Source organism: Coleofasciculus sp. FACHB-542, assembly GCF_014695825.1.
Classification (GTDB): Bacteria; Cyanobacteriota; Cyanobacteriia; order Cyanobacteriales; family FACHB-T130; genus FACHB-T130.
This window is the reverse complement of the sequence record NZ_JACJPB010000059.1, coordinates 48,074-68,575: the sequence shown is the minus strand read 5'-3', so window position 1 is coordinate 68,575 and position 20,502 is coordinate 48,074. Positions and strand designations below refer to the sequence as shown.

Sequence of the window (20,502 nt, the reverse complement as noted above, 5' to 3'; positions counted from 1 at the left end):
TAGAGAAGTATTATCTCTGGTGACTTTTGAAAAAGGAGATATTCGGCAGATAAACAACCGAATTATGGATTTGGAAAAATGATTGTAGTCATGAAAGCTGGCACTCCAGAGGTTGAGATTGAGCGCGTTAGCGCCGAACTCGGTACTTGGGGACTGACACCAGAAAAAATAGTTGGGAAGCACAAGGTGGTATTAGGTCTGGTTGGTGAGACGGCTGACTTAGATCCCCTCCAGATGCAAGAAATTAGCCCTTGGGTTGAACAGGTTCTGCGAGTTGAGCAGCCCTTTAAACGGGCAAGCCGCGATTATCGTCACGGTGAAGCTAGTGACGTTGTGGTATCAACGCCTAACGGTAATGTCACTTTTGGCGAACACCATCCTTTAGTGGTTGTGGCTGGCCCTTGTTCGGTCGAAAACGAAGAAATGATTATTGAAACCGCACGTCGAGTTAAGGCGGCGGGAGCGCAGTTTTTGCGCGGCGGTGCCTATAAGCCTCGGACTTCGCCCTATGCTTTCCAAGGACACGGTGAAAGTGCCTTGAATTTGCTAGCGGCGGCGCGGGAAGCGACAGGCTTGGGCATTATTACGGAACTGATGGATAGTCCTGAATTGGATGTGGTGGCAGAATTTGCCGACGTGATCCAAATCGGTGCCAGAAATATGCAAAATTTCTCCCTGTTGAAGAAAGTAGGGGCGCAGGAAAAGCCTGTGCTGCTGAAGCGGGGAATGGCGGCGACGATTGAAGATTGGTTGATGGCGGCGGAATATATTATGGCTGCTGGCAACCCGAACGTGATTTTGTGCGAACGCGGTATCCGCACCTTTGACCGTCAATATGCGCGGAATACGCTGGATTTATCGGCAATTCCAGTTCTGAGAACTTTGACTCACCTACCGATTATGATTGACCCCAGTCACGGTACTGGTAAGTCTGAATATGTGCCTGCGATGGCGATGGCATCTATCGCTGCTGGTGCTGACTCGTTGATGATTGAAGTCCACCCCAACCCGAAGAAAGCCCTTTCTGACGGTCCTCAATCTCTGACACCAGAGCGTTTCGACCGCCTGATGCTAGAAATGTCTGTAATTGGCAAAGCGGTAGGTCGTTGGCCTGAACCTGCTGTTGCTTTAGCTTAGAGTTACAAGGGTGGGCAAATGCTCACCCTTTTTTAATGGATGCGATCGCAATTTGATTCGTGATGGAATGCGATCGTTTTGGAAGAACAGCAAGCATGATACTCTATGCCGAAATCCTCCGAATAGGAGATTTGGATGTATTACTCCATCGACAATTTCTCCTAACAAACATCGCCTTTTACAACAGCTTGCCCATAATCATATCCCTTGAGACGAATGGAGCGACGATGGTGTTTGTCTGGGTTATAGGACATTTTACTGCTGAGGCGCGACGCGATCGCATCGCTCCGCTATTCTGTCATTACTCCCATAAAAAAATTACCCAGCTCTAGTTAGAGCTGGGTGATAGGAAAAACGGGCTAACCTAAAGTTGATTAACCCGATAGCTTGGGAACGCGCACACAAATTACTTTTGCACAACCAACTTGACGTTGGCATTTTGCAGACCGCGTTGCTTGACTTCAGCCAAGGTCTTGTTCACGGCATACTTCTGATTAATCGAGTTAATCAGTTCGGTTTGGTTGTGCTTCTTGGCGACGCCCCACAGGTCAGCAATCAGGTCGAAAGAACCGTCGCTGTTGCGAGACCAACCGAGGTCATACTCGCCTTCCAGAACTGCAACGATGTCAGAACGAACCCGCTGACCGTTATAACCCCGAACATCTGCTTCGGTCTTAACACTGATACCCAGGTCGCGGAGAGAAGCTTTCAGGATTTCGGCATCGGTGATTTTGGTACGCAGAGTGCTAAAGTGAGACATTTGGATTTCCTCCAGTAGAGAGTTAAGAGAAACGACAACTTGTGGATGTGAGTCTGCCGCCTGGACACATTACTGGGCGGCTTTTTTTGTCAAACTGCTAGCAAACTGCTAGCCTTTCCTCCTGTTGGGAGCAGGAGAAAGCTTTTAGAACTCCAGTCGCTGATACTCGGCGACGGAGGACGCAGCAGGTCGCGCTCGCTGTCTGGCCCAGTCCCTCAGGGCCGTTACCTGCTCGTTCATGGTTCGGGAAAGCGGCAGAGTAGCTTTTATTGCCGCGATGATATCAAGCTGGGTAAATTCTCGGTCTTGGGCAAAAGCTTCGTACATTGCCGCGACCAATCCCTGCTCAATTTCTGCCCCGGAAAATCCATCGGATACCTTAGCCAGCTGGTCGAGGTCAAAACGAGAAATGTCTCGCTTCCGCTTGCTAAGGTGAATATTGAAAATCTCTTTGCGTTCTTCCGCAGTCGGCAAGTCTACAAAGAAAATCTCGTCGAAGCGTCCTTTGCGGAGAAACTCACCCGGTAGACGTTCAACCCGGTTGGCAGTTGCCATCACGAACACCGGAGACGTTTTTTCTTGTAACCAGGTAAGGAAAGAACCAAAGATGCGGCTGGAAGTACCCCCGTCTGAGTCAGCAGACCCAGAAGTACCGGCAAATGCTTTATCCAGTTCATCAATAAAGAGAATCGCTGGGGAAATTGATTCAGCCGTTTTCAGGGCATTCCGCAAGTTAGCTTCTGAGCGCCCCACCATTGAGCCGTCGTACACTCGGCCCATATCTAGGCGCAGAAGTGGCAGACTCCAGAGGCGGGCAGTGGTTTTGGCAATGAGAGATTTGCCACATCCCGGTACCCCTAGGATTAACATCCCTTTGGGTTGGGGCAGACCGTATTCCCTTGCTTTCTCTGTAAAAGCATTGGAACGTTGTCTCAGCCATCGCTTTAGCTCTTCTAAACCGCCAACCGAATCAATGGTTTCATCTTCTTCGATAAATTCCAAGATGCCGTTGCGGCGGATTAGCTGCTTTTTCTCAGAAAGAATAATATCGACTTCTGTTTCCGTCAGACGCCCGGTTTTGACGAAAGCTTTCCGATAAACTTTTTCGGCTTCATCCCGCGTCAGACCCAAGGTTGCTTTTAGCAGTTTTTCCCGAACTTCAGTTGTGGTGCGGCGAGAACGGGTTTGCTCTAACTGGCTAGATAGCACTTGGTTCAGTTCTGCCAAATCTGGCAAAGGATAGTCTAGAACGACGACTTCCTTTTCCAGCTCAATGGGGATTTGCTGAACGGGTGACATGAGAATGATAATTTTCTGTGTCCCTTTGAAGCTGGCGATCGCATCCCGCAGCCACCGCGTTGTTGCCGGTGAGTCAATAAAAGGGTGTAAGTCTTTAAAAATAAAGATACCAGGCTCTCTTTGGCGTACTACCCATTCAATCGCTGCCTCTGGGGAGACGGTGTTGTGCTGGGTAATATGGCGGGGTTGACCGTACTCGACTATGCCGTGGGTGACAGTCCAAATGTAGACGCGCCGAGCCAGGGATTTTGTCTGAGCAATATTGGCAATTGTTCGCTCCGCCCGCTCTTCTTCGGAAGTTACTAGGTAGATGAGGGGGTATTGAGCCTGAACCAGAATATCTAGCTCTTCTTTCATATCTATCGACCCATTAGAGACGGCACAACCACTAGCCAAACATTTATCAACCGCAACCAACGTGAGCAAGCGAGGAATTCAAGCAGTCTGGAGGATTTGGAACTTTAACAGGGAACCAATGCCTCTTCTCCCTGAGAATCCGTGCCGAGTTCACCTCTGGCATTTTCAAGGGTAGTCAGCTCTTCAGCGATTACACCTGGTTGATTATCCAGGGAAACCATTTCTCCATCTCGCAGTACCACAGAGCTAGTACACTCCGGACAGGAATAGACTCGATGAGTCCTTCCCTGGATTGCTTCTACCTCATCAACCACTTCTGGGTTAGCCAAGTAGAAGACGATCGCTCTTTCGACAATTGTTGACATGGGTTCCGTGTCAACAGCTGAGCGAATTTTGAGCTGGCGATGGAGACCTGGAGGAAGATACAACGTAACCTTTTGCTTGTCTTGCATATAACTTTTCAGTTGTTCTACCCGGGTATATTTCACAGGTTATCTGCCTTATTCCGGGCTGTCAAGACATCATGCCAGCATGACGGCAATATTGTTACATTGCTTAACAGTTTCCGGCAGAGTCGGACGAACTGGCGTAAGGAATATAAGCAAGCAGAACGGAGATAGGTTTCGGCGGTGTCCATTGCTAAATAACCTTCCCAGAGGGGTCCGGCGTCCTAGATCGGTTGTTAGAAGTCAGAGAGTCGAAGCTTGTTGCAACTGGCGTGTTGTTGTTTATGCGATCGCACTCTGTGTAATGCTGTGGAGTTGTCGCGCCTCGGATACCCAGCCGCCAACCTGGAAAACGTATAGAAATCCGCGTTATAGCTTCGAGTTTCCTTATCCCAGTAACTGGATTGCTGCGCCAATGCCAGACAATCGGGATGGAAGAGCTTTTAGAGATCCTCAAGACCCAGAGGTGGAAATATTAGGAGTGGCGGGCGATCGCTTGCCAGAAATTGAACTTGCGCCATCAGGGCAAAAACCCCCCCATCAATTCACGCAGCAGAACTTTACTACCCAACAAGGAGTTACTGGAAAACTTTATGTAGAACTGCGTTCAGATATCAGTTTGATGCGATTGACATTGATTCAGGGAAGGATACGCTACTACTGGCAGGGGCGATCGCCCTCTAAACAATTTCCCAATTATTATCGCTTCTTCTATTATGTTGCCGGACAATACCGCATCCCCTTGCAAGTGGAAGGAAGAGAGGGAGATTCCAGGCAGTAATCAGCGCAAAATACTATAAAAATTCAAAATCCCTCAAAAATATAGGGCTTTGGCAATTTTTAATTTTAACTTTTACTTTTTAAATTCCGGAAGGGATTAGGATTGGTCTGAGGAAATCCGCTTTATCCGAATTACCTGCCAATCCGCGTGGTTTTACCATAAGTGTAAAGTGCCATTTAATTCCATGCCCTCCGAAACAGAATCACCCCAGAATCTACCAACCGAGTCAAAGCCATTGCGAGTTTTGATTGTAGAAGACGATCCCATGATGCAGTTGGGTTTGGAGCAGTCATTAGCCGCTCATCCGCAGTTCACGATTGTCGGACAAGCCGAAGATGGCTATTTAGGCGTTGAAGCTGCTCTTAAACTGAAACCGGATCTGGTGGTTATGGATATTGGTCTGCCAAGACTAGATGGAATTGCCGCCACCCAGCAAATCAAGGCAGCGCTTCCTGATATCCGGGTAGTGGTATTGACCTCCCATACGACAGAAACCGAGATTATTGCCGCCCTTTCTAGTGGTGCAGATGCTTACTGCATCAAAGGTGCCAGTGTAGAACGCTTGCTCTCTGCGATCGCTGCCGCCCAAGAAGGTGCTACCTACCTCGATCCGCAAATTGCACGACGAGTAATTGACCATCTTAAACCGCCTTCAGTGACCGGCAGTGTTTCAACGCTATCGCAGCGCGAGTTAGAGGTATTGAAATTAATGGTAGAAGGCAAAAGCAATCCGGAGATTGCTGCCGCCCTCTACCTCAGCCCCAACACGGTCAAAACCCATGTCCGTGGCATCATGAACAAACTGTCTGTCGATGACCGGGTTCAGGCAGCTGTTGTCGCGCTTCGTTCTGGACTGGTGTAAACCAAATTCTGTAGGAATGCGATTCATTGTATTTCTACAGAAATGTCCGACGCTCCAAGTGATAAAGTTGTGCGATTTGATGTCTACTTTCCGTAAACTGTGCTGACTGTTGGTGCGTCGAAACCTGTAGTTTTGGCTCAATTAAAGACTGTCTGCTAGTCAGACGGGGAGTTTTTGTAATTGCCTCCGGCTGAATCAAAATAAACCCCATGCGTCGAGCGTATAAGTAGAATGACAACATGACCATGCACCCTTGAATTCAGTGTCAGGTCTCAGGTTAAGACGATTAGAAGCGATCGCACTTCATCCCCTTGTCTCACCCAACTGGGTGAACATCAATTCTGTCTTAAGCTAGATGAAAGATTGCCAAGGTTAAGCAAACTAACTCACGAGTCTTTAGTTTAATCGTGTCCAGCTACTTAGATGGTCAACAACACTTTAAAAAAAATCCTATCTATACAATTCAACTGTTTAAAAAAACAGTAGTTATCAAAATAATATGATTTATTTTATCTACCTCATGCTCTTGATTCACCCGAATGGATGATTTCGAGAAATGCCAAGCATTAGCACTTAAATAAAAGCTTTTTTAAAAGGTGGTAAGAATCAACATCATCCAAAAGAATGAGCTAGTTGGGTGAAGTGGAAGCTGAGAGCTAAACATTACCTTAGTAAGTGTAAGGAACACCAAATCACTTCAAGGAACACTAACCATGCAAGCTCCAATTAATACTCAAGCAAATGCTAACATCCAGACCAACAAACCTGTACTTCAGCGCGGTTCCCAAGGAGCATCGGTTGAGGAACTACAAAGACTTTTAACTCACTGGGGAAGTTATAACGGTGACATTGATGGAATCTTCGATATCGTCGTTGAAAATGCAGTGAAATCTTACCAGCACCGCGTCTTTTTGAAAGAAGATGGCATCGTAGGAAATCTGACTTGGCAGGCTCTTTACAAGGGTGCGCCCGTCAATATGCCAGTGCTGCAAAAAGGTAGCAAAGGTCAAATCGTAGTCACGCTTCAGCGTCTTTTACAGACAACTGGCGATTTTACTGCTGCAACTAGCCCAAACTTCGGCCCAGCAACAGATGCAGCGGTGCGCTCTTTCCAAAGGCGCTCTGGTTTAATTGCGGATGGAATTGTTGGCGATCGCACTTGGCACGCTTTGAGTAAGATTCCTCACTAAAGAAGGAATGTCACTCTCTTGACGCCTCTCCGTAAACGGAGAGGCGTCAAGAAATTTTTCTATAAGGTTGATGAATTAACCGGATTCGATATAACTTCAAAGACTAAAAGGCTAAGAAGCATCCCGATTTAGAGGTAATGTAAACCACAAGGTTGTCCCTAATCCAGGACTGCTATTCGCTCCAATTTCCCCGCCGTGGGCTGTGATAATTTGCTTGCAAAGATACAATTTTAAACCAGTGCCAGTCGAGCAACTGGATCTCGGATCTCGGATATAAAGATCGAATAAGCGATCGCACTCTTGTTGGCTCATCCCGATACCGTTATCCTGAAGCGTACAGCGCAGTCTTTGAGACTCAACGGTGGCGCTCAGATGTAGGCTCAGTTTGGGGGGATTATGCTTCAAAATATGGTTGAATAAGTTTTCTAAAACTCGCTGTAACTGAGCTGGATCGACCATGACCAAGGGTAAATCAGCGGAAACAAGATTCGTTAGTGTCGCTTGATTTTGCGACAGCGTTGGCTCTAAGCCTTGGAGAATCTTTGCAAACAGAGTCTTTATTTGAATAGGCTCGCGATGGAGGATAATGCCCTCTTCCTCGCTAGAATGAGTTTCTAACAAGGAATTAATCATTCCCAATTGCCGCTCGTTCCCTTGAATCATGCGTTCGACAATTGAACGAGAAAGGGTAATTTTTTCCGCTGGCTGATTGAGCAAATTTTTTAGCACCATTACAGTTCCAATTACCGAAGTCCGGAGTTCGTGGGAAACTGTATGTAAAACAACGTCCTTGAGTTGGTTCATTTCTTGGAGTTGTGCCACTGCCTGCTGTAACTGGGCAGTGCGCTCCTCGACAGTCCGCTCTAGACAGGTATTCAGAGTGGATACTTGTTCGTAAAGTTGTGCTTGTTGGATAGCGATCGCGACTTGGGTTGCTAGCGAACAGAGCAATTCAATTTCAAACTGCTGCCAATGACGCGATCCGCTGCATTGATTAGCGATCAACATTCCAAAAAACTCGTTTCCCACCAGAATAGGAACGCATAAACTGGCTTTAATTTGATATTGAGCGTAGTAGGCAGTATGAAAGCGAGATTTAACGACTTTCTCTGTATCATCAATTGCCTGAACCTGACCTTGTTTAAAGAAGGATTTAAGTTCTCTGAGGTAACGGTCACTTGTCACCCAGCCGAGAATCGATCGACAATCCGGTACCACTGATTCTGCTACAACTTTGCCTTGAGAATTGGTATCTAAGTGAGCGATGAAAACTCGGTCAGCTTGCAGAAATTGCCGAACCTCCTGAACGGTGTTATTGAGAATTTGATCGAGATCCAGCGATCGCCGAATTCTCAGCGCAATCTCTCCTAGTAAGCGAGCCGCACTCAGAACGCAGATGCTAGCGCGATCGCGTTCTCCCGCAGCCCGGAGTTGGACTTCCGCCTCCTTTCGCTTGGTGATATCGAGAATATATCCTTCGTAGTGGGTGATGTTCCCTTGGTCATTGCGGACAACGCTGGTGAATTCATAAACCCATCGCACCTCGCCATCAGAGCGAATCAGGCGATAGTCCTGTTCCTGAAAATTTAAGCCAGCCGCATCATACGCTTGAGTCTGAGCCTCAACTTGAGCTAAGTCATCGGGATGAATAACGCTACCATACGTTACCCTGCCACTAATGAAGTCATCCGATTGATAACCCCACTGACTGATGTTGGGCGAGACATATTCTACAGGTCGATTTTCTTGGGCAATCCAGCGGAAGACTGTAACAGGCCCTCTGATAAATAATCTGCGTTCTCGCTCTAGTGCGGCTTCGGCTCGCTTGCGTTCTGTCACTTCCATCAGCAAGCCATCCCAGAGAATATCACCGTTCGCCTGCTTTTCCGGACGGGAGGCGCATTGTACCCACTTAATTTTGCCAGTAGGCGTGACGATACGACCTTCCCAAGCCCAAGGTTGCAGCGTGGTGGCAGAAATATCTACAGATTCTTCATACCCTTTGAGATCGTCGAGATGAATTAAATCCTTAAGCAGTTGAAAATTCGCCTGAATATTTTCTGGTTCTAACTCAAACAATTCTTGGTACCCGGGACTGGCACAGACGATGGACTCACGACCATCCGGGCACCGCAGATACTGGTAAATCATGCCCGGTATGTTGGCAACCATTCTTTGAAATTTCGATTCTTGCTGTCTGAGCTTGTCTGTCGTTTTCTGAATCGTTTCAATCTCGCCGTCAGCCAGAATTTGTTTAAGCTTTTCAAAGGCGGCTTCGTCCCGACAACACTCCCGGATGGCTTCTAGATATTCAGGCATTCGCAATTACTTCACTTCTTTTTAACTCAACCATTTTTCAACAATTTCATCAGATTAACAGGCTAAAAACCCTGAAAAATGAAGTCCGAAGTGTTAAAAGGCACGCTTTGCGGTAACTTTCAACTTCTCTGGTTTTTCATTTTTTTATAGCCTTCATCCTTTAGTATTCCCATCCCCGCTTTAAAAATGCAGTCCATAGGTGATTGTAAGAAGACTGGCACAGAAAATGTAAAGCCTAATTTTTTTATTCCATCAAAAGTAATAATTTTGCTGCCACGATAACAAGCAAAACTTGACTTTCAATTATCTTTACCGATTGAGCGATCGCTCAAAGGTTTATTTTCTAATTTAAGAGGAAACCATACATTTAACCTTCTTTTAGCGAATCACCCAATCGGGTGATTCTTAACCATGCTTTAGTTATTGGTTAGTAGCCATCGTTAAGGATGTACCAGGATTCATTCATCTGGCATCTTTATCTAGTCAGCATAGGAATCTAGTCAGTACAAGAGTCCTATTATTGCGTTTCTCGGTTGGATTGAAGGCGAAATACCCAACTTCTCTAAGAAGTTGGGTATCTAAAGGACTAGCATCTTATAAATTAAATCAGATTGGTCTAGTAAGCAGGCATAAAACAGCTCTTAGACTAATAACATCTTTCTGTTTATGGTGACATTGCAAAAGGTAAAGTAAACCAGAAGGTTGCACCAGCTTTTGGAGAACTAGTCACGCCAATTTTGCCACCGTGAGCTTGTACAATCTGCTGACAAAGATATAATCCCAAACCAATACCAGTTGAGCGTCGTGCTTGCGAACCACGGGCATAAAGTTCAAAGGCGCGATCGCATTGTTCTGGATTCATCCCAACACCGTTATCTTCAATAGTGCAGCGAATCGTCTGTTCTTCAACGGTCGCCCTAAGAATCATCCTGAGTCCGGGTGGGTTATGGTTAAAAGCATTCGTGAGTAGATTTTCAAACACACGCCGCAGCTGAAGCGGATCGGCGTTCACTGTGGGCAGTTCAGAAGGAATTTGATCGATCAGAATTGCCTGATTTTTGACACACAACGGCTCAAAATCCTCAACAATCTCTTGAATGAGAGAGTTAAGTTGAACTGGTTCGCGCTGCAAGACAAAACCTCGCACTTCACTGGTGTGAACTTCTAACAGGGAGTTAATTAAGCGGAGTTGGCGATCGCTACTTTGAATCATCCGCTCTAAAATTGAGCGAGAAACTGGAATTGTCTTTTGTTCGTTGCCATTGGCTGTTAACAAATTCTGCAACACCAGTAACCAGCCGGTGAGCGGCGTCCGCAGATCGTGGGAAACGGCATGGAGGAAGACATCCTTCAGTTCATATAGTTCTTGAACTTCCTGGATTTTTTGCTCTAGTTGAGCGGTACGTTCCCGAACTTGGCATTCTAAGTTGGTATTGAGTTCCTGTACCTGTTGGAAGAGGCAAGATTGCTGAATGGCGATCGCAACTTGGGTTCCTAATTGCTCCAGCAAATCAATCTCGATCGGCTCCCAGCGCCTCGCTCCACTGCATTGATTAACAATTAATGCACCCAATAGCCGATCGCCTTTCACGCGAATTGGAACAGCCACGGCGGCTTTGACGTGATAATCGCGGTAATAGGATGCGATCGCTGGGTGAACCATCGCTTGGGTTGTATCCTCAACGACTCGAACCTGATTCGCCTCAAACAAGGTTCGCATCTCCTCCAGGGAACTTCGATCGTCAAGTACCCAGTTCATAATCGGCGGGTAATTGGGTTCTACGGATTCAGCCATTACCCTGCCTTTTCCCGTCGTATCGGAAGCGATGAAGACCCGGTCGGCTTTCAGAAACGACCGGACTTCTGCCACGGTAGTGTTAAAAATTTCGTCCAAATCCAGCGATTTGCGGATTCGCAGCGCCATTTCTGCCAACAAGCGATCGCGTTCTTGCACCAAGCGCTGCCTCATTTCCGCCTGCTTGCGTTCAGTGATATCGTTCCCAATTGTCAGCAAACACGGCTCACCCTCCAAGTTGATGATTTCTGCACAGAAAAGCCCTATTATTACCTTTCCTGACTTGTTGCGAAACTCGCATTCCTGGTTGCGGACAGCACCTTCTTCCTGTACCTGCTGGATAACTTTGATGCGGTCTTCTGGATTCACCCAGATATTTAATTCCAATGTCGTATGACCAATAATTTCATGGCGTTGGAAACCGGAAAGATTGAGGAAACTTTCGTTGACATCAATGTATCGTCCCTCTTTGAGGGTGGTAATCGTTATTGAGTCAGGACTGGAACGAAAAGCGGATGCGAACTTCTCCTCTGAACTTCGCAGCGCCTCCTCAGCCCGCTTTCGGTCGGTAATATCCATTACCAACCCATCCCAGAGAATATCGCCATTGAGTTGCTTCTCTGGTCGAGAAGCGCATTGAATCCACTTAATTTTGCCGCTGGGAGTCTGAATCCGACCTTCCCATTTACAAGGTTGCTGTGTCACAGCCGAAACTGCGATGGATTGTTCATAAGCCTCGCGGTCGTCGGGATAAATTAACTCCTTGCCACAATTTGCCTGAATCGCCTCCGGCTCTAATTCAAACAGTTCGCGGCAACCGGAACTGGCATAGGGGACAGCCTGGGAACCATCCGAACGCTGAAGGAACTGAAAAATCATCCCCGGTACGTTAGCGGTAATTTGTTGCAGCCGTAATTCGCTCTGCCGTAGAGTTTCAGTCGTTTGCTGATGAGCGATCGCTTTCCCGAAACTTGCTGCCATCGTTATCAAACAAGCTTCCTCATCCTTTGACCACTGGCGATCGTAGCGGCGATCGTCAAAGCCAATTAAGCCCCAAAGTTTGCCATTACAAGAAATTGGGACAACTAATATAGAGGAGATTTGCTTGTTTGCCAAAACTTCCCGTTCGCCATTTGAAAGTTCGCGAATTAAACCCCGAACTGCCTTCCCAGCTTGCAAATCTTCGTACCACCGACTGATGCGACAAGCCGCCAATGCCTGGTTCTGTAAATTGGGATTGTGAATTTGAGGCGTTACAAACTCTTTTGTCCATTCAAATCGGTGGCTAAAGGCTAATTCACGGGTTTCTGGATGAGGATGAATCTCAAAAATATAAGATCGATGCACTCCCGTTACTCTGCCTAGAGTTGCTAAAGCTTGATTCACGCCAACTGCAAAATCGCGATTTGTCAGCAGTTGATGGGTCGCTTCCGCCACACTTTGTAGGAGATTAGAGCAATACATGGGGCTAGTTTTCGCATACAGTCTAGTGGAAACACGCTCTTCTGGATAGGGAATTTTTTGACTCTGACTTATGGTTTTGCTCACTCTTTAACCCTTTTGTTCGATTGCAGTGGAGGCTTTCATCCTTCGCGCCGATAAAAGTCTTTTGATGGGTTGAAAGCCAAAGGCAGTAGTCAGAAGAACGAATTTTTCAGAAGCATCATTAAAAATGATGAATTGGGAACAAATTCATCATCTAATCTTCAAGATTTATCTTTCCGATTTCCGAAAAAATACGGATCTATCACCCGATCGGGTTAACCAATCTGTAGGAGGGCGATCGCGCCTGCGCCAAGCGATCCTTTTATAGAGGCTCTTCACTTGAGACGCTGGCAGGCACTTCAAATGGCACTAACGACTTTAATTCCCCAAAAACTCCTCTCCAAAATTCCCCCTTTTCAACCCGTACAATTCGCGACCACTTTAGGAATTTTGTCTGCGTTGCTGCTGAATACATCTACTTCGACGTTAGCTCAGCCAGCATCCGATGTGTCTTCAGAACAACCCAACCAGCAATTGACTGTAGAACAGCAATCAGGAACGTGTCCCGCATCAGTCGGACTTTGGACAGTCTTGTTGCCTTCTGAAGGTGCTGCCGATCATACAGTTGTCGCTGACACGAAAGCGATCGCGAGTAATGGGAAAATTTCATCTTCAGGCAATACGTTTGTGGAATATGAAGCTCCACTGCAAGAAGCTTATGCCTCCTGTGTCGGTCAGGCCAGTTCTCCAGATTTACACTCCTACAGCTTCGAGTTTCGCAATGGCAAAGTCTATTTTCGCGTAAATCTTAATTGGGTTCCTGGCTATACCAAGATTGTTTCTAAAACCGTGGCATCTGGGCGTCCTTTCGTGCATTGGCAAGCTAGCGAATAAAGGCGTGCAAAATCGCTCAAAATCGCTTTATCTATCAGCTTTTGAAATATCGCTCGTCTTTGTGAAGTCTAGTAGTAATCAGTGCCAGTTGCGGGCCTTTGCTACTGGAGATTAAGGAAAAAGCGATCGCTTCCTGTCAAATGGGAAGCGATCGCTTTCATGAATCTTATCAACTAATTTTATTAATCCTTGGCGAACCACTCTTGCATTTTCTGCTTTGCAGCTTCTTTTACTTCAGAGTTGATATTCCAAACAATCATACCTAGGGCAGTCGTTAAGGAACCTATATCATCCCCAAATCCTACAGCAGGAAGAAAATCAGGAACAGCATCTACGGGCAATATTAAGTAAGCTAATGCTCCATATACAATTAGTTTTTGGTTAGTTGGAGTGTTTGGATGCTCAGCAGCATAGAAAAGAATTAAAGCGTTTTCAACAACATTTTTTCCAGCTTGCACTGCAAAATTTCCAAGCTTTTCCCAAAACAGATCATCTGAATAAGTAGTTTCAAAACTTGTCTGGGTATTTGCTGTTTCTGATGAAGAGAAGGGGGTGACGGGAATACCTGCTTTTACGAGAACTGAAGTTGCTTCTTTCATGGCATTAACTGCATAATCATCATTTAATCCACGTTCTCGAATCTCTCCCATCTTCTGAACAAATGCCTGTATAGCTTGCACCTGCTCATCTGTGATTTTCAGTTCTGCTTGAGCTAGCTTGATTGCTTTTGCTTCACCAGGGTTAAGAACCTTATCCACCCAAACAAGGTTCAGAATATAGAACATTAAACCAAAGCGAAGCGTATCATCTGCCTTAGACAGTTTTTTTAAAGAGTCCTCTAAGGTAGGCGGATTAATAGCATAAGACTGCACCTGACGCTTTGCAGATTCAGACATATTATCCAGATCGGGAGTATTTAAAATTAGGTTCAACTCCTCTGGATCAATTGAGCCATCTGCTGCTGCAACTGCAAAAAGCGCACCATAAAAGGCTAAGCGATCATCCTCAGACGTTTGGGGTAAACTTACTGGCTTTCTGGTAGTTTTTCCAACCGCCATAGCCGTTTCTGTTACTGCTTTACTCGCTTGTGATACAGCACTGCTAACAACTCCCCCAAAGCCTGTCGCTGTTTCTGCTGCGGCTTGAGTTGCTTGCGATGCAGTGTTGCCAACAGCTTCTCCAAGATTTGTTGCTGTCTTAGTAAGTGATTCCCAAAAATTTGGTGGTGTCATGAGTAATAGGGGAGTAGAGGTGGGATGTAACCTTTGACTCAAAGGATATCCTCCTCTCAGCAAATAACGGCTCAGTGTTTTCACCCATGTTGGATACGATCGCGCAACTGTTGTAAGTAAAAATAATCGCTTGGAAGCGCGATCGCGTCAAAAAAAACCCGCTTTCTTCAAGAAAACGGGTTTTTAAAAATACCAACTTCTATCCTAATAACCAGTAGCTGCCAAATCCAACTCATGCGCGTAAGCAACCCGTTCCACCCTAGTTTCAATCCTGCCATCTGGATACAGATTAAATAAACGAAATCCTGGCGCTTCCTCATCTAAGGAAAACTGGTGGCTATGCGGTTCAAACTGAATTGACGTAGAGGGACTACCCAAGTAATGAACCTCACCGCGCCGCCGATAAAATTCTTGATGAATATGACCAAAAACAACCAACCGCACCTGAGAATGGCGATCGATGACAGCAAATAGTTCCTCTGAATTTTGTAATGAACTGCCATCCAGCCAATCGGAATCGACGACAAAAGGGGGATGGTGTAAAGCAATTAGGGTAGGACGTTTATCTGCACGCTGTAGCTGCTGGTCTAGCCAAACTAAGCTTTCTGAAGATAGTTTGCCATAGACGCAACCTGGTACGTGAGAATTGAGCAATAAAAACTGCCACCCTCCCGCTTCAAACGACTTCTCCGGACAAATCGGAGCCTCATTTAATACCTCTTGCATAACCAATGGTTGGTCATGGTTGCCCGGTAGCCAGTAAGTAGGAATTCCCAGAGGACTCAGCAGTTCTGCCAACCGCGTGTAAGATTGCGGCTTACCATCTTGGGACAAATCTCCTGTTAGCAATAGCAAATCCGGCTGAGGGCACATTCGGTGCAATTGCTCTAAAACTACATCAAAAGACTTGGCAGTAGGAAGCCCTAGCAATTCCTTTTTGGTATCTGCGAACAAGTGAATGTCTGTAATTTGAGCAATCAGAAGCGGGTTGGCTTGAGTCATAGTTTCTGTAATGAAAAGGTATTCTGGTCGCTGCTCAAAAAAATACTTAGCAAGTCAGTACACCCAGATGGCTGTTTTTGGTCAAACCAAGGCGATTCTCCGCTTAGAGATAACCAAAGCTGACGAACTTCCCCAGCAGTAGGCGAACGTCAACCATTCCGTAAATCCACTTACATTTGGAGATTCGTATTAGATTAGCGTTTCAGATCATCAAAGACTTGCGATCTAGGAACCCCGTTCCTGTGATCGTCATCACATCAGATAACCTGCATCAGCTTTGAATATAGCGACTAGTCTTCCAATTCGTACAGAGTCAATGCGTCCGGAAAAAATTTTGGTATACTAAGAATCTGCAATTGCGGCGGCATAGCCAAGTGGTAAGGCAGAGGTCTGCAAAACCTTTATCCCCCGGTTCAAATCCGGGTGCCGCCTTTTTAATCTGGGATTCCAATCAGACCCCCGCTACCAGCGATCGCTTTGCCGATGGCATAGGCGGGGATATTTTGGGATTCAAACCAGCTGATGGTTTGGTCGGCTTGGTTTGGGGGCACAAGGACTACAAAACCGATGCCCATATTGAAAGTATTAAACATATCGGCGGGTTTGACTTCACCAGCGTCAGCAAGCCAGTTAAAAATAGGTGGAATCTCCCACGATTGAAGATCGATCTGGATGGATAGATCGGCACCAATACAGCGAGGTAAGTTTTCTGGCAAGCCGCCACCCGTGATGTGAGCCATGCCATGAATGTCAAGCCCAGCCTTCCGTGCTGCTAAAACGGGTTTGACGTAAATCCGGGTGGGAGTTAATAAAACTTCCCCAAAATTCTTACCGTCTAAAAGCGCAAAGCCTTCCCCCCTGACATCGGTTGGGGAGGCGTGCAAGTCAACGCCGCTACGTTCAACAATCTTCCGCACTAGACTAAAGCCATTGCTGTGGATACCTTGGCTCGCAAGCGCGATCGCGACATCTCCCTCTTTCACCAGAGAACCATCCAATATCTGGCTCTTTTCTACAATCCCCACACAAAAACCCGCCAAGTCATACTCGCCCAGTTGGTAAAAACCCGGCATTTCTGCGGTTTCTCCTCCCAGGAGGGCACACCCCGACTCGCGACATCCCGCAGCGATGCCATCAACCACCTGAGTCAGCTGCTCTGGGTTTAGTTGCCCTGTGGCTAAATAATCCAGAAAAAATAACGGTTCTGCGCCACACGTCAACACATCGTTGACGCACATTGCTACAAGGTCAATTCCCACGGTGTGGTGAAAGTTGAGCTGATGGGCGAGTTTTAGCTTGGTGCCTACGCCATCCGTCCCTGAAACCAAAACCGGCTCTTTGTATCCAGTTGGCAACTGAAACCAACCACTAAAGCCGCCTAAACCACCCAATACTTCTGAGCGGTGCGTACTTTGCACCAAACTGCGGATTTTCTCTACAAAACTCCGCCCCGCCTCAACATCTACACCAGCGTCTCGATAATCCATGAATTCAAACCTGTTCAGCAGCGATCAAGAGACGTATTTTACTTGGCTAAGGCGACAGATAGGACAGCGATCGCAATTTTGTACCGTTGGGCAGCACTATGCCCCGATTGCTTCACCAATTATTCACAAACTGGCTTCCTCGTTTGTGAAGTTCTGATAAAGTTCCGGAAACCTGATTTTTGTCTCAAACCATATTGACTTCAACATCATAACCGCATTTTTTCGGAAATTACTGTGTGAAGGTTTCATAAAGTTGTTGCTTCCTAGAGGAAATCCCCGATCCCCTTTTCAAAAACTTCATGGTAGTCTGTTGCAGTTCCACAGACCAGGGTGAACACAGAACGAGTACGAGTTATCGATTGGGCAAATGAGCCGTCTGGCGCTACCACTGGCATTTGGCTCTAAGCTCGACCTCCCAGTACTTTTCACAAGGACTCTATGAACCAAAGATTTTGTTTCGGAATGTTTGCAACCCTTTTAACGACTGCCCTCCTGGGTACGACTACATCTAGTTATGCGGAGTCAATCAAGGGGGTTAACCAAGCTTCCGAATCCCGTGTTTCTCAGGCGCAACAGACAAGCAAATCGAGAGTAACTAAAAACGACCTTCGGCAAGCAGTCTCTTCGCCCTTACTCTCAACACCGTCAAACCTTCAGCCGACCAACGGTGTCAAATTGGGAGAATACCAGTCTCAATCCGCACTCCGTTGCTTAGTAAAACCTTGTCCAAGTGCAATGGATCGGGCGGTTGTTGCTAAAATTCTTCCCCATGAGTTAAACGGGTATCAGGCAGCAACACTCTATGTCCGCAGTATTCCAGTTTTAACCTTTCTCGGCTCCCGTCAAGCTCCCGCAGAAAGCACGAAAGTAGGGGAAGCCCTGAGAACTTCAGACGGGTCGCGTCAAGCGGATGCCAACACTTCTCAAGACAATCCGGTTTGGCGAGCCACTACTGTTGCTGCGAAGCTGAATCAGTTGAGCCGAGAGCAAGTGGATGCGAAAGCGATCGCAGTCGTTTGGAATGGTGACAAGAGCAACTACAGCATTAAAGTGAATGGCGAGGAACTGGTGGAAGTGAACGGGAAAACAAGATTGCCCGACACCACTCGTAACGTTGCCACCGATGCCTTACAAGCAACCAATCGGCTGAGACGCCTGATGGGGAACGCGCCGCCGCTACGGGCAATTGCAGGTATACCCGTATCTAAGCCCAAGCCGCGCCAGATTGCCAAGCGCCCTAGCTCTTCCAGAGTCGCGAACGAGCGATCGCGCGTCGTGCAACAACCATCGAACGCCATTGCCTACAGACCAGTCATCTCCGAGCTTAAGGGCATGGCATCCTGGTATGGTTACGCTGGCAATGGCACTCAAAGTGCCAGCGGTGAAAGATTCAATGAGAATGCAATGACCGCGGCTCACCGTACCTTACCTTTCGGAACCCAAGTGCGCGTGACTAACACAAACAACGGGCGTTCTGTCATTGTGCGAATCAACGATCGGGGGCCTTTTATCCGGGGTCGGATCATTGACGTGTCAGCCGGGGCTGCTAGAGTTCTAGGCATGATCAGCAGTGGTGTGGCACCCGTGCGTGTAGAAATTCTGGGCAAACCGCAGAAGGTAGCAGTTGATGACAACTAAACTTTTAGCCACAAAGGTGTTAAGCCCAGACTCTTGACATTGAACCTCCTGTTCACCTAAAACGCCCAATCCTCTTTTCTGGAGATAGACTACTGGGCAGAGAGTAGTGTTAGTGGTTAGTAGTTAGTTGCTCGAAAACCAATTACTAACCACTAACAACCAAAAAAGGGGGGTTTGGTGCGCCTGTTTACGACAACTGCTGGATTGCACTGCTACTTGGATTTATACCGGCATCCCTTGAAAATCGGTTTTGTACCGACAATGGGAGCATTGCACGCAGGGCATCTTAGCTTAATCCAACACGCTCGACGCGACAACGATCGGGTCATCGTCAGCATCTTCGTAAATCCGTTACAGTTTGGCCCGACAGAGGATTTTCAACAATATCCTCGTCGGCTAGAGCAGGATTGGCAATTGTGCGAACAAGCGGGGGTAGATGCGATTTTTGCCCCCGCTCCTGAAGAAATGTACGGAATGAGGAATGTGGGAAGGACGCTTGCGCCTGTTCCCGATTCCCAATTACCCATTCCCAATGACTTAACTCAGGTAGTTCCACCGGAGAGCATGACCTCATTGTTGTGCGGTCGCTCTCGTCCCGGACACTTTCAGGGAGTGGCGACAGTGGTGGCGAAGCTATTGAACCTGGTACAACCGACTCATGCTTATTTTGGCGAGAAAGATGCCCAGCAACTGGCGATTATCCGGCGTCTGGTGGCGGATCTCAATTTGCCGGTAGAGATTGTTGGGTGTCCAATCGTCAGGGAGGCGTCGGGACTGGCACTCTCGTCCCGCAATCAGTATCTAAGTGCTGAGCAGAAAGAGCAGGCGTCTGTCTTGTATCGCGGCTTGCAGCAAGCGCAGAAGAAATTTAAATCGGGCGATCGCGATCGCATTGTTCTCATTGAGGCAGCTCAAAAGGAATTTGCACTCGTCCCAGAGGTACAGATCGAGTATATTGAACTGGTTCACCCAACAACTCTCATGCGATTGGAAAAAGTTGACGAGGCGGGACTGTTAAGCATCGCGGCGCGGCTAGGAACAACCCGTTTGATTGATAATGTAACTTTGCGCGATCGCCAGCCGATTCTGGCGATTGATGGCCCTGCCGGAGCAGGAAAATCGACCGTAGCCCGCACGGTTGCCCAGTCTTTAGGACTACTTTATTTAGACACCGGGGCGATGTACCGCGCCCTGACTTGGCTGGTTCTGGAATCAGGAACCAGCGTCAAAGATGAACCCGCGATCGCCGAATTAGCGAGCGGTTCTCAGATTCAGCTAAGCACCAGTGACGACCTCCAGACGCCTGTGCGGGTTTGGATTCATGACCGCGAAGTCACCCAGGCAATTCGCTCGCGAGAAGTCACAGCTCAAGTATCAGCGATCGCTGCTCAACCCTACGTCCGCCGAGAACTCGTAAAACAACAGCAGCGCTGGGGAGTAAAAGGAGGCGTCGTCGCCGAAGGACGCGACATCGGCACCCACGTTTTCCCGGATGCGGAACTCAAAATCTTCTTAACCGCCTCCGCTCAAGCACGGGCGCAACGCCGTCAGCAAGACCTGAAAAACCAAGCTCAGCCAGAAGTCAGTTTAGAGCAGTTAGAGCGGGACATTCAAGAACGCGATACCCGCGATAGTACCCGCGCCTTGGCACCCCTGCGAAAGGCAGCCGATGCCATCGAGATCCAAACCGACGGTCTGAGCATAGCCGAAGTCACTGCACAAATTGTCAGCCTTTATCATCAAAGGCTGTCTGTGCCTGTCTAGCGGCTGCTTTCTGAATGTACGGTTTAACAAAAATACAAGGTTAGTAAAAACTAA

19 protein-coding genes and 1 tRNA gene are annotated in these 20,502 nt (G+C 47.3%); 11 read left to right on the top strand and 9 right to left on the bottom strand.

Annotated features, from left to right (window positions below; genetic code table 11):
• Positions 1 to 78 precede the first annotated feature (78 nt).
• Positions 79 to 1,137: a 3-deoxy-7-phosphoheptulonate synthase gene (gene aroF, locus H6F52_RS24370; RefSeq protein WP_190441324.1), complete on the top strand. Its 1,059-nt coding sequence runs from the start codon at positions 79 to 81 to the stop codon at positions 1,135 to 1,137.
• A gap of 95 nt (positions 1,138 to 1,232) precedes the next feature.
• Complete coding sequence (locus H6F52_RS24365; RefSeq protein ID WP_190525645.1) at positions 1,233 to 1,469, top strand: hypothetical protein; 237 nt, start codon at positions 1,233 to 1,235, stop codon at positions 1,467 to 1,469.
• A gap of 74 nt (positions 1,470 to 1,543) precedes the next feature.
• On the opposite strand, the gene H6F52_RS24360 is transcribed toward H6F52_RS24365, so the two are convergent.
• From H6F52_RS24360 to H6F52_RS24350, 3 genes are all read right to left on the bottom strand, one after another.
• The gene (locus H6F52_RS24360) at positions 1,544 to 1,897 is read right to left on the bottom strand and encodes a DUF1257 domain-containing protein (protein ID WP_190415354.1); all 354 of its coding nucleotides are present in this window, start codon (positions 1,895 to 1,897) and stop codon (positions 1,544 to 1,546) included.
• 144 nt (positions 1,898 to 2,041) lie between these two features.
• A complete protein-coding gene (locus H6F52_RS24355) occupies positions 2,042 to 3,553 on the bottom strand; it encodes an AAA family ATPase (RefSeq protein ID WP_190415355.1) in 1,512 nt (503 codons plus the stop codon).
• Positions 3,554 to 3,657: 104 nt separating this feature from the next.
• Positions 3,658 to 4,005, bottom strand: a complete 348-nt coding sequence (locus tag H6F52_RS24350) for a hypothetical protein (protein WP_190415708.1) — start codon at positions 4,003 to 4,005, stop codon at positions 3,658 to 3,660.
• A gap of 184 nt (positions 4,006 to 4,189) precedes the next feature.
• Here H6F52_RS24350 and H6F52_RS24345 point away from each other — a divergent pair, with 184 nt between their 5' ends.
• Both H6F52_RS24345 and H6F52_RS24340 read left to right on the top strand, forming a co-directional pair.
• Positions 4,190 to 4,780 carry a hypothetical protein gene (locus H6F52_RS24345; RefSeq protein WP_242032610.1) on the top strand — a complete coding sequence of 197 codons (591 nt, stop codon included), beginning with the start codon at positions 4,190 to 4,192 and terminating at the stop codon, positions 4,778 to 4,780.
• 184 nt (positions 4,781 to 4,964) lie between these two features.
• On the top strand, positions 4,965 to 5,642 hold the full coding sequence (locus H6F52_RS24340) for a response regulator (RefSeq protein ID WP_190428820.1): 678 nt from the start codon (positions 4,965 to 4,967) through the stop codon (positions 5,640 to 5,642).
• Between the two features lie 34 nt (positions 5,643 to 5,676).
• On the opposite strand, the gene H6F52_RS24335 is transcribed toward H6F52_RS24340, so the two are convergent.
• On the bottom strand, positions 5,677 to 5,883 hold the full coding sequence (locus tag H6F52_RS24335; RefSeq protein WP_190441088.1) for a hypothetical protein: 207 nt from the start codon (positions 5,881 to 5,883) through the stop codon (positions 5,677 to 5,679).
• A gap of 472 nt (positions 5,884 to 6,355) precedes the next feature.
• Here H6F52_RS24335 and H6F52_RS24330 point away from each other — a divergent pair, with 472 nt between their 5' ends.
• Positions 6,356 to 6,832: a peptidoglycan-binding protein gene (locus H6F52_RS24330; protein ID WP_190441083.1), complete on the top strand. Its 477-nt coding sequence runs from the start codon at positions 6,356 to 6,358 to the stop codon at positions 6,830 to 6,832.
• Between the two features lie 111 nt (positions 6,833 to 6,943).
• On the opposite strand, the gene H6F52_RS24325 is transcribed toward H6F52_RS24330, so the two are convergent.
• Both H6F52_RS24325 and H6F52_RS24320 read right to left on the bottom strand, forming a co-directional pair.
• Positions 6,944 to 9,151 carry a PAS domain-containing protein gene (locus H6F52_RS24325; RefSeq protein ID WP_190537002.1) on the bottom strand — a complete coding sequence of 736 codons (2,208 nt, stop codon included), beginning with the start codon at positions 9,149 to 9,151 and terminating at the stop codon, positions 6,944 to 6,946.
• Positions 9,152 to 9,815: 664 nt separating this feature from the next.
• The gene (locus H6F52_RS24320) at positions 9,816 to 12,494 is read right to left on the bottom strand and encodes a GAF domain-containing protein (RefSeq protein ID WP_190537001.1); all 2,679 of its coding nucleotides are present in this window, start codon (positions 12,492 to 12,494) and stop codon (positions 9,816 to 9,818) included.
• Positions 12,495 to 12,618: 124 nt separating this feature from the next.
• Between H6F52_RS24320 and H6F52_RS24315 the strand changes: the two genes are divergently transcribed.
• A complete protein-coding gene (locus H6F52_RS24315) occupies positions 12,619 to 12,759 on the top strand; it encodes a hypothetical protein (protein ID WP_190537000.1) in 141 nt (46 codons plus the stop codon).
• Between the two features lie 35 nt (positions 12,760 to 12,794).
• The gene (locus tag H6F52_RS24310; protein WP_190536999.1) at positions 12,795 to 13,325 is read left to right on the top strand and encodes a hypothetical protein; all 531 of its coding nucleotides are present in this window, start codon (positions 12,795 to 12,797) and stop codon (positions 13,323 to 13,325) included.
• 182 nt (positions 13,326 to 13,507) lie between these two features.
• Here H6F52_RS24310 and H6F52_RS25905 read toward each other — a convergent pair whose 3' ends face one another.
• Together H6F52_RS25905 and cpdA are read right to left on the bottom strand one after the other, a co-directional pair.
• Positions 13,508 to 14,599, bottom strand: coding sequence for a DUF1232 domain-containing protein (locus H6F52_RS25905; RefSeq protein ID WP_242034049.1), 1,092 nt, complete (start codon positions 14,597 to 14,599; stop codon positions 13,508 to 13,510).
• Between the two features lie 162 nt (positions 14,600 to 14,761).
• Positions 14,762 to 15,559 (bottom strand): 3',5'-cyclic-AMP phosphodiesterase, encoded by a 798-nt coding sequence (cpdA, locus tag H6F52_RS24300; RefSeq protein WP_190415375.1) that lies wholly within the window; start codon positions 15,557 to 15,559, stop codon positions 14,762 to 14,764.
• 360 nt (positions 15,560 to 15,919) lie between these two features.
• Between cpdA and H6F52_RS24295 the strand changes: the two genes are divergently transcribed.
• Positions 15,920 to 15,991: transfer RNA gene (locus H6F52_RS24295), tRNA-Cys, on the top strand.
• Positions 15,992 to 15,993: 2 nt separating this feature from the next.
• Here H6F52_RS24295 and purM read toward each other — a convergent pair.
• Positions 15,994 to 17,046, bottom strand: coding sequence for a phosphoribosylformylglycinamidine cyclo-ligase (gene purM, locus H6F52_RS24290; protein WP_190536998.1), 1,053 nt, complete (start codon positions 17,044 to 17,046; stop codon positions 15,994 to 15,996).
• Between purM and H6F52_RS24285 the strand changes: the two genes are divergently transcribed.
• From H6F52_RS24285 to H6F52_RS24275, 3 genes are all read left to right on the top strand, one after another.
• Positions 17,045 to 17,203: a hypothetical protein gene (locus H6F52_RS24285; RefSeq protein WP_190536997.1), complete on the top strand. Its 159-nt coding sequence runs from the start codon at positions 17,045 to 17,047 to the stop codon at positions 17,201 to 17,203. The two genes, purM and H6F52_RS24285, sit on opposite strands and share 2 nt — an antisense overlap.
• 305 nt (positions 17,204 to 17,508) lie before the next feature.
• Positions 17,509 to 18,684 carry a septal ring lytic transglycosylase RlpA family protein gene (locus tag H6F52_RS24280; RefSeq protein ID WP_242034048.1) on the top strand — a complete coding sequence of 392 codons (1,176 nt, stop codon included), beginning with the start codon at positions 17,509 to 17,511 and terminating at the stop codon, positions 18,682 to 18,684.
• Positions 18,685 to 18,861: 177 nt separating this feature from the next.
• Positions 18,862 to 20,448, top strand: a complete 1,587-nt coding sequence (locus H6F52_RS24275) for a bifunctional pantoate--beta-alanine ligase/(d)CMP kinase (RefSeq protein WP_190536995.1) — start codon at positions 18,862 to 18,864, stop codon at positions 20,446 to 20,448.
• The last annotated feature ends 54 nt before the right edge of the window (positions 20,449 to 20,502 follow it).

Bases quoted from the DNA above. Each gene is read 5' to 3' on its own strand.
- H6F52_RS24310 (WP_190536999.1), top strand. From the start codon at position 12,795: ATGGCACTAACGACTTTAATTCCCCAAAAACTCCTCTCCAAAATTCCC.
- H6F52_RS24340 (WP_190428820.1), top strand. From the start codon at position 4,965: ATGCCCTCCGAAACAGAATCACCCCAGAATCTACCAACCGAGTCAAAG.
- aroF (WP_190441324.1), top strand. From the start codon at position 79: ATGATTGTAGTCATGAAAGCTGGCACTCCAGAGGTTGAGATTGAGCGC.
- cpdA (WP_190415375.1), bottom strand. From the start codon at position 15,559: ATGACTCAAGCCAACCCGCTTCTGATTGCTCAAATTACAGACATTCAC.
- H6F52_RS24280 (WP_242034048.1), top strand. From the start codon at position 17,509: ATGTTTGCAACCCTTTTAACGACTGCCCTCCTGGGTACGACTACATCT.
- H6F52_RS24355 (WP_190415355.1), bottom strand. From the start codon at position 3,553: ATGAAAGAAGAGCTAGATATTCTGGTTCAGGCTCAATACCCCCTCATC.
- H6F52_RS24365 (WP_190525645.1), top strand. From the start codon at position 1,233: ATGATACTCTATGCCGAAATCCTCCGAATAGGAGATTTGGATGTATTA.
- H6F52_RS24285 (WP_190536997.1), top strand. From the start codon at position 17,045: ATGAATTCAAACCTGTTCAGCAGCGATCAAGAGACGTATTTTACTTGG.
- purM (WP_190536998.1), bottom strand. From the start codon at position 17,046: ATGGATTATCGAGACGCTGGTGTAGATGTTGAGGCGGGGCGGAGTTTT.
- H6F52_RS24335 (WP_190441088.1), bottom strand. From the start codon at position 5,883: ATGTTGTCATTCTACTTATACGCTCGACGCATGGGGTTTATTTTGATT.
- H6F52_RS24325 (WP_190537002.1), bottom strand. From the start codon at position 9,151: ATGCCTGAATATCTAGAAGCCATCCGGGAGTGTTGTCGGGACGAAGCC.
- H6F52_RS24350 (WP_190415708.1), bottom strand. From the start codon at position 4,005: ATGCAAGACAAGCAAAAGGTTACGTTGTATCTTCCTCCAGGTCTCCAT.
- H6F52_RS24330 (WP_190441083.1), top strand. From the start codon at position 6,356: ATGCAAGCTCCAATTAATACTCAAGCAAATGCTAACATCCAGACCAAC.
- H6F52_RS24360 (WP_190415354.1), bottom strand. From the start codon at position 1,897: ATGTCTCACTTTAGCACTCTGCGTACCAAAATCACCGATGCCGAAATC.
- H6F52_RS24315 (WP_190537000.1), top strand. From the start codon at position 12,619: ATGATGAATTGGGAACAAATTCATCATCTAATCTTCAAGATTTATCTT.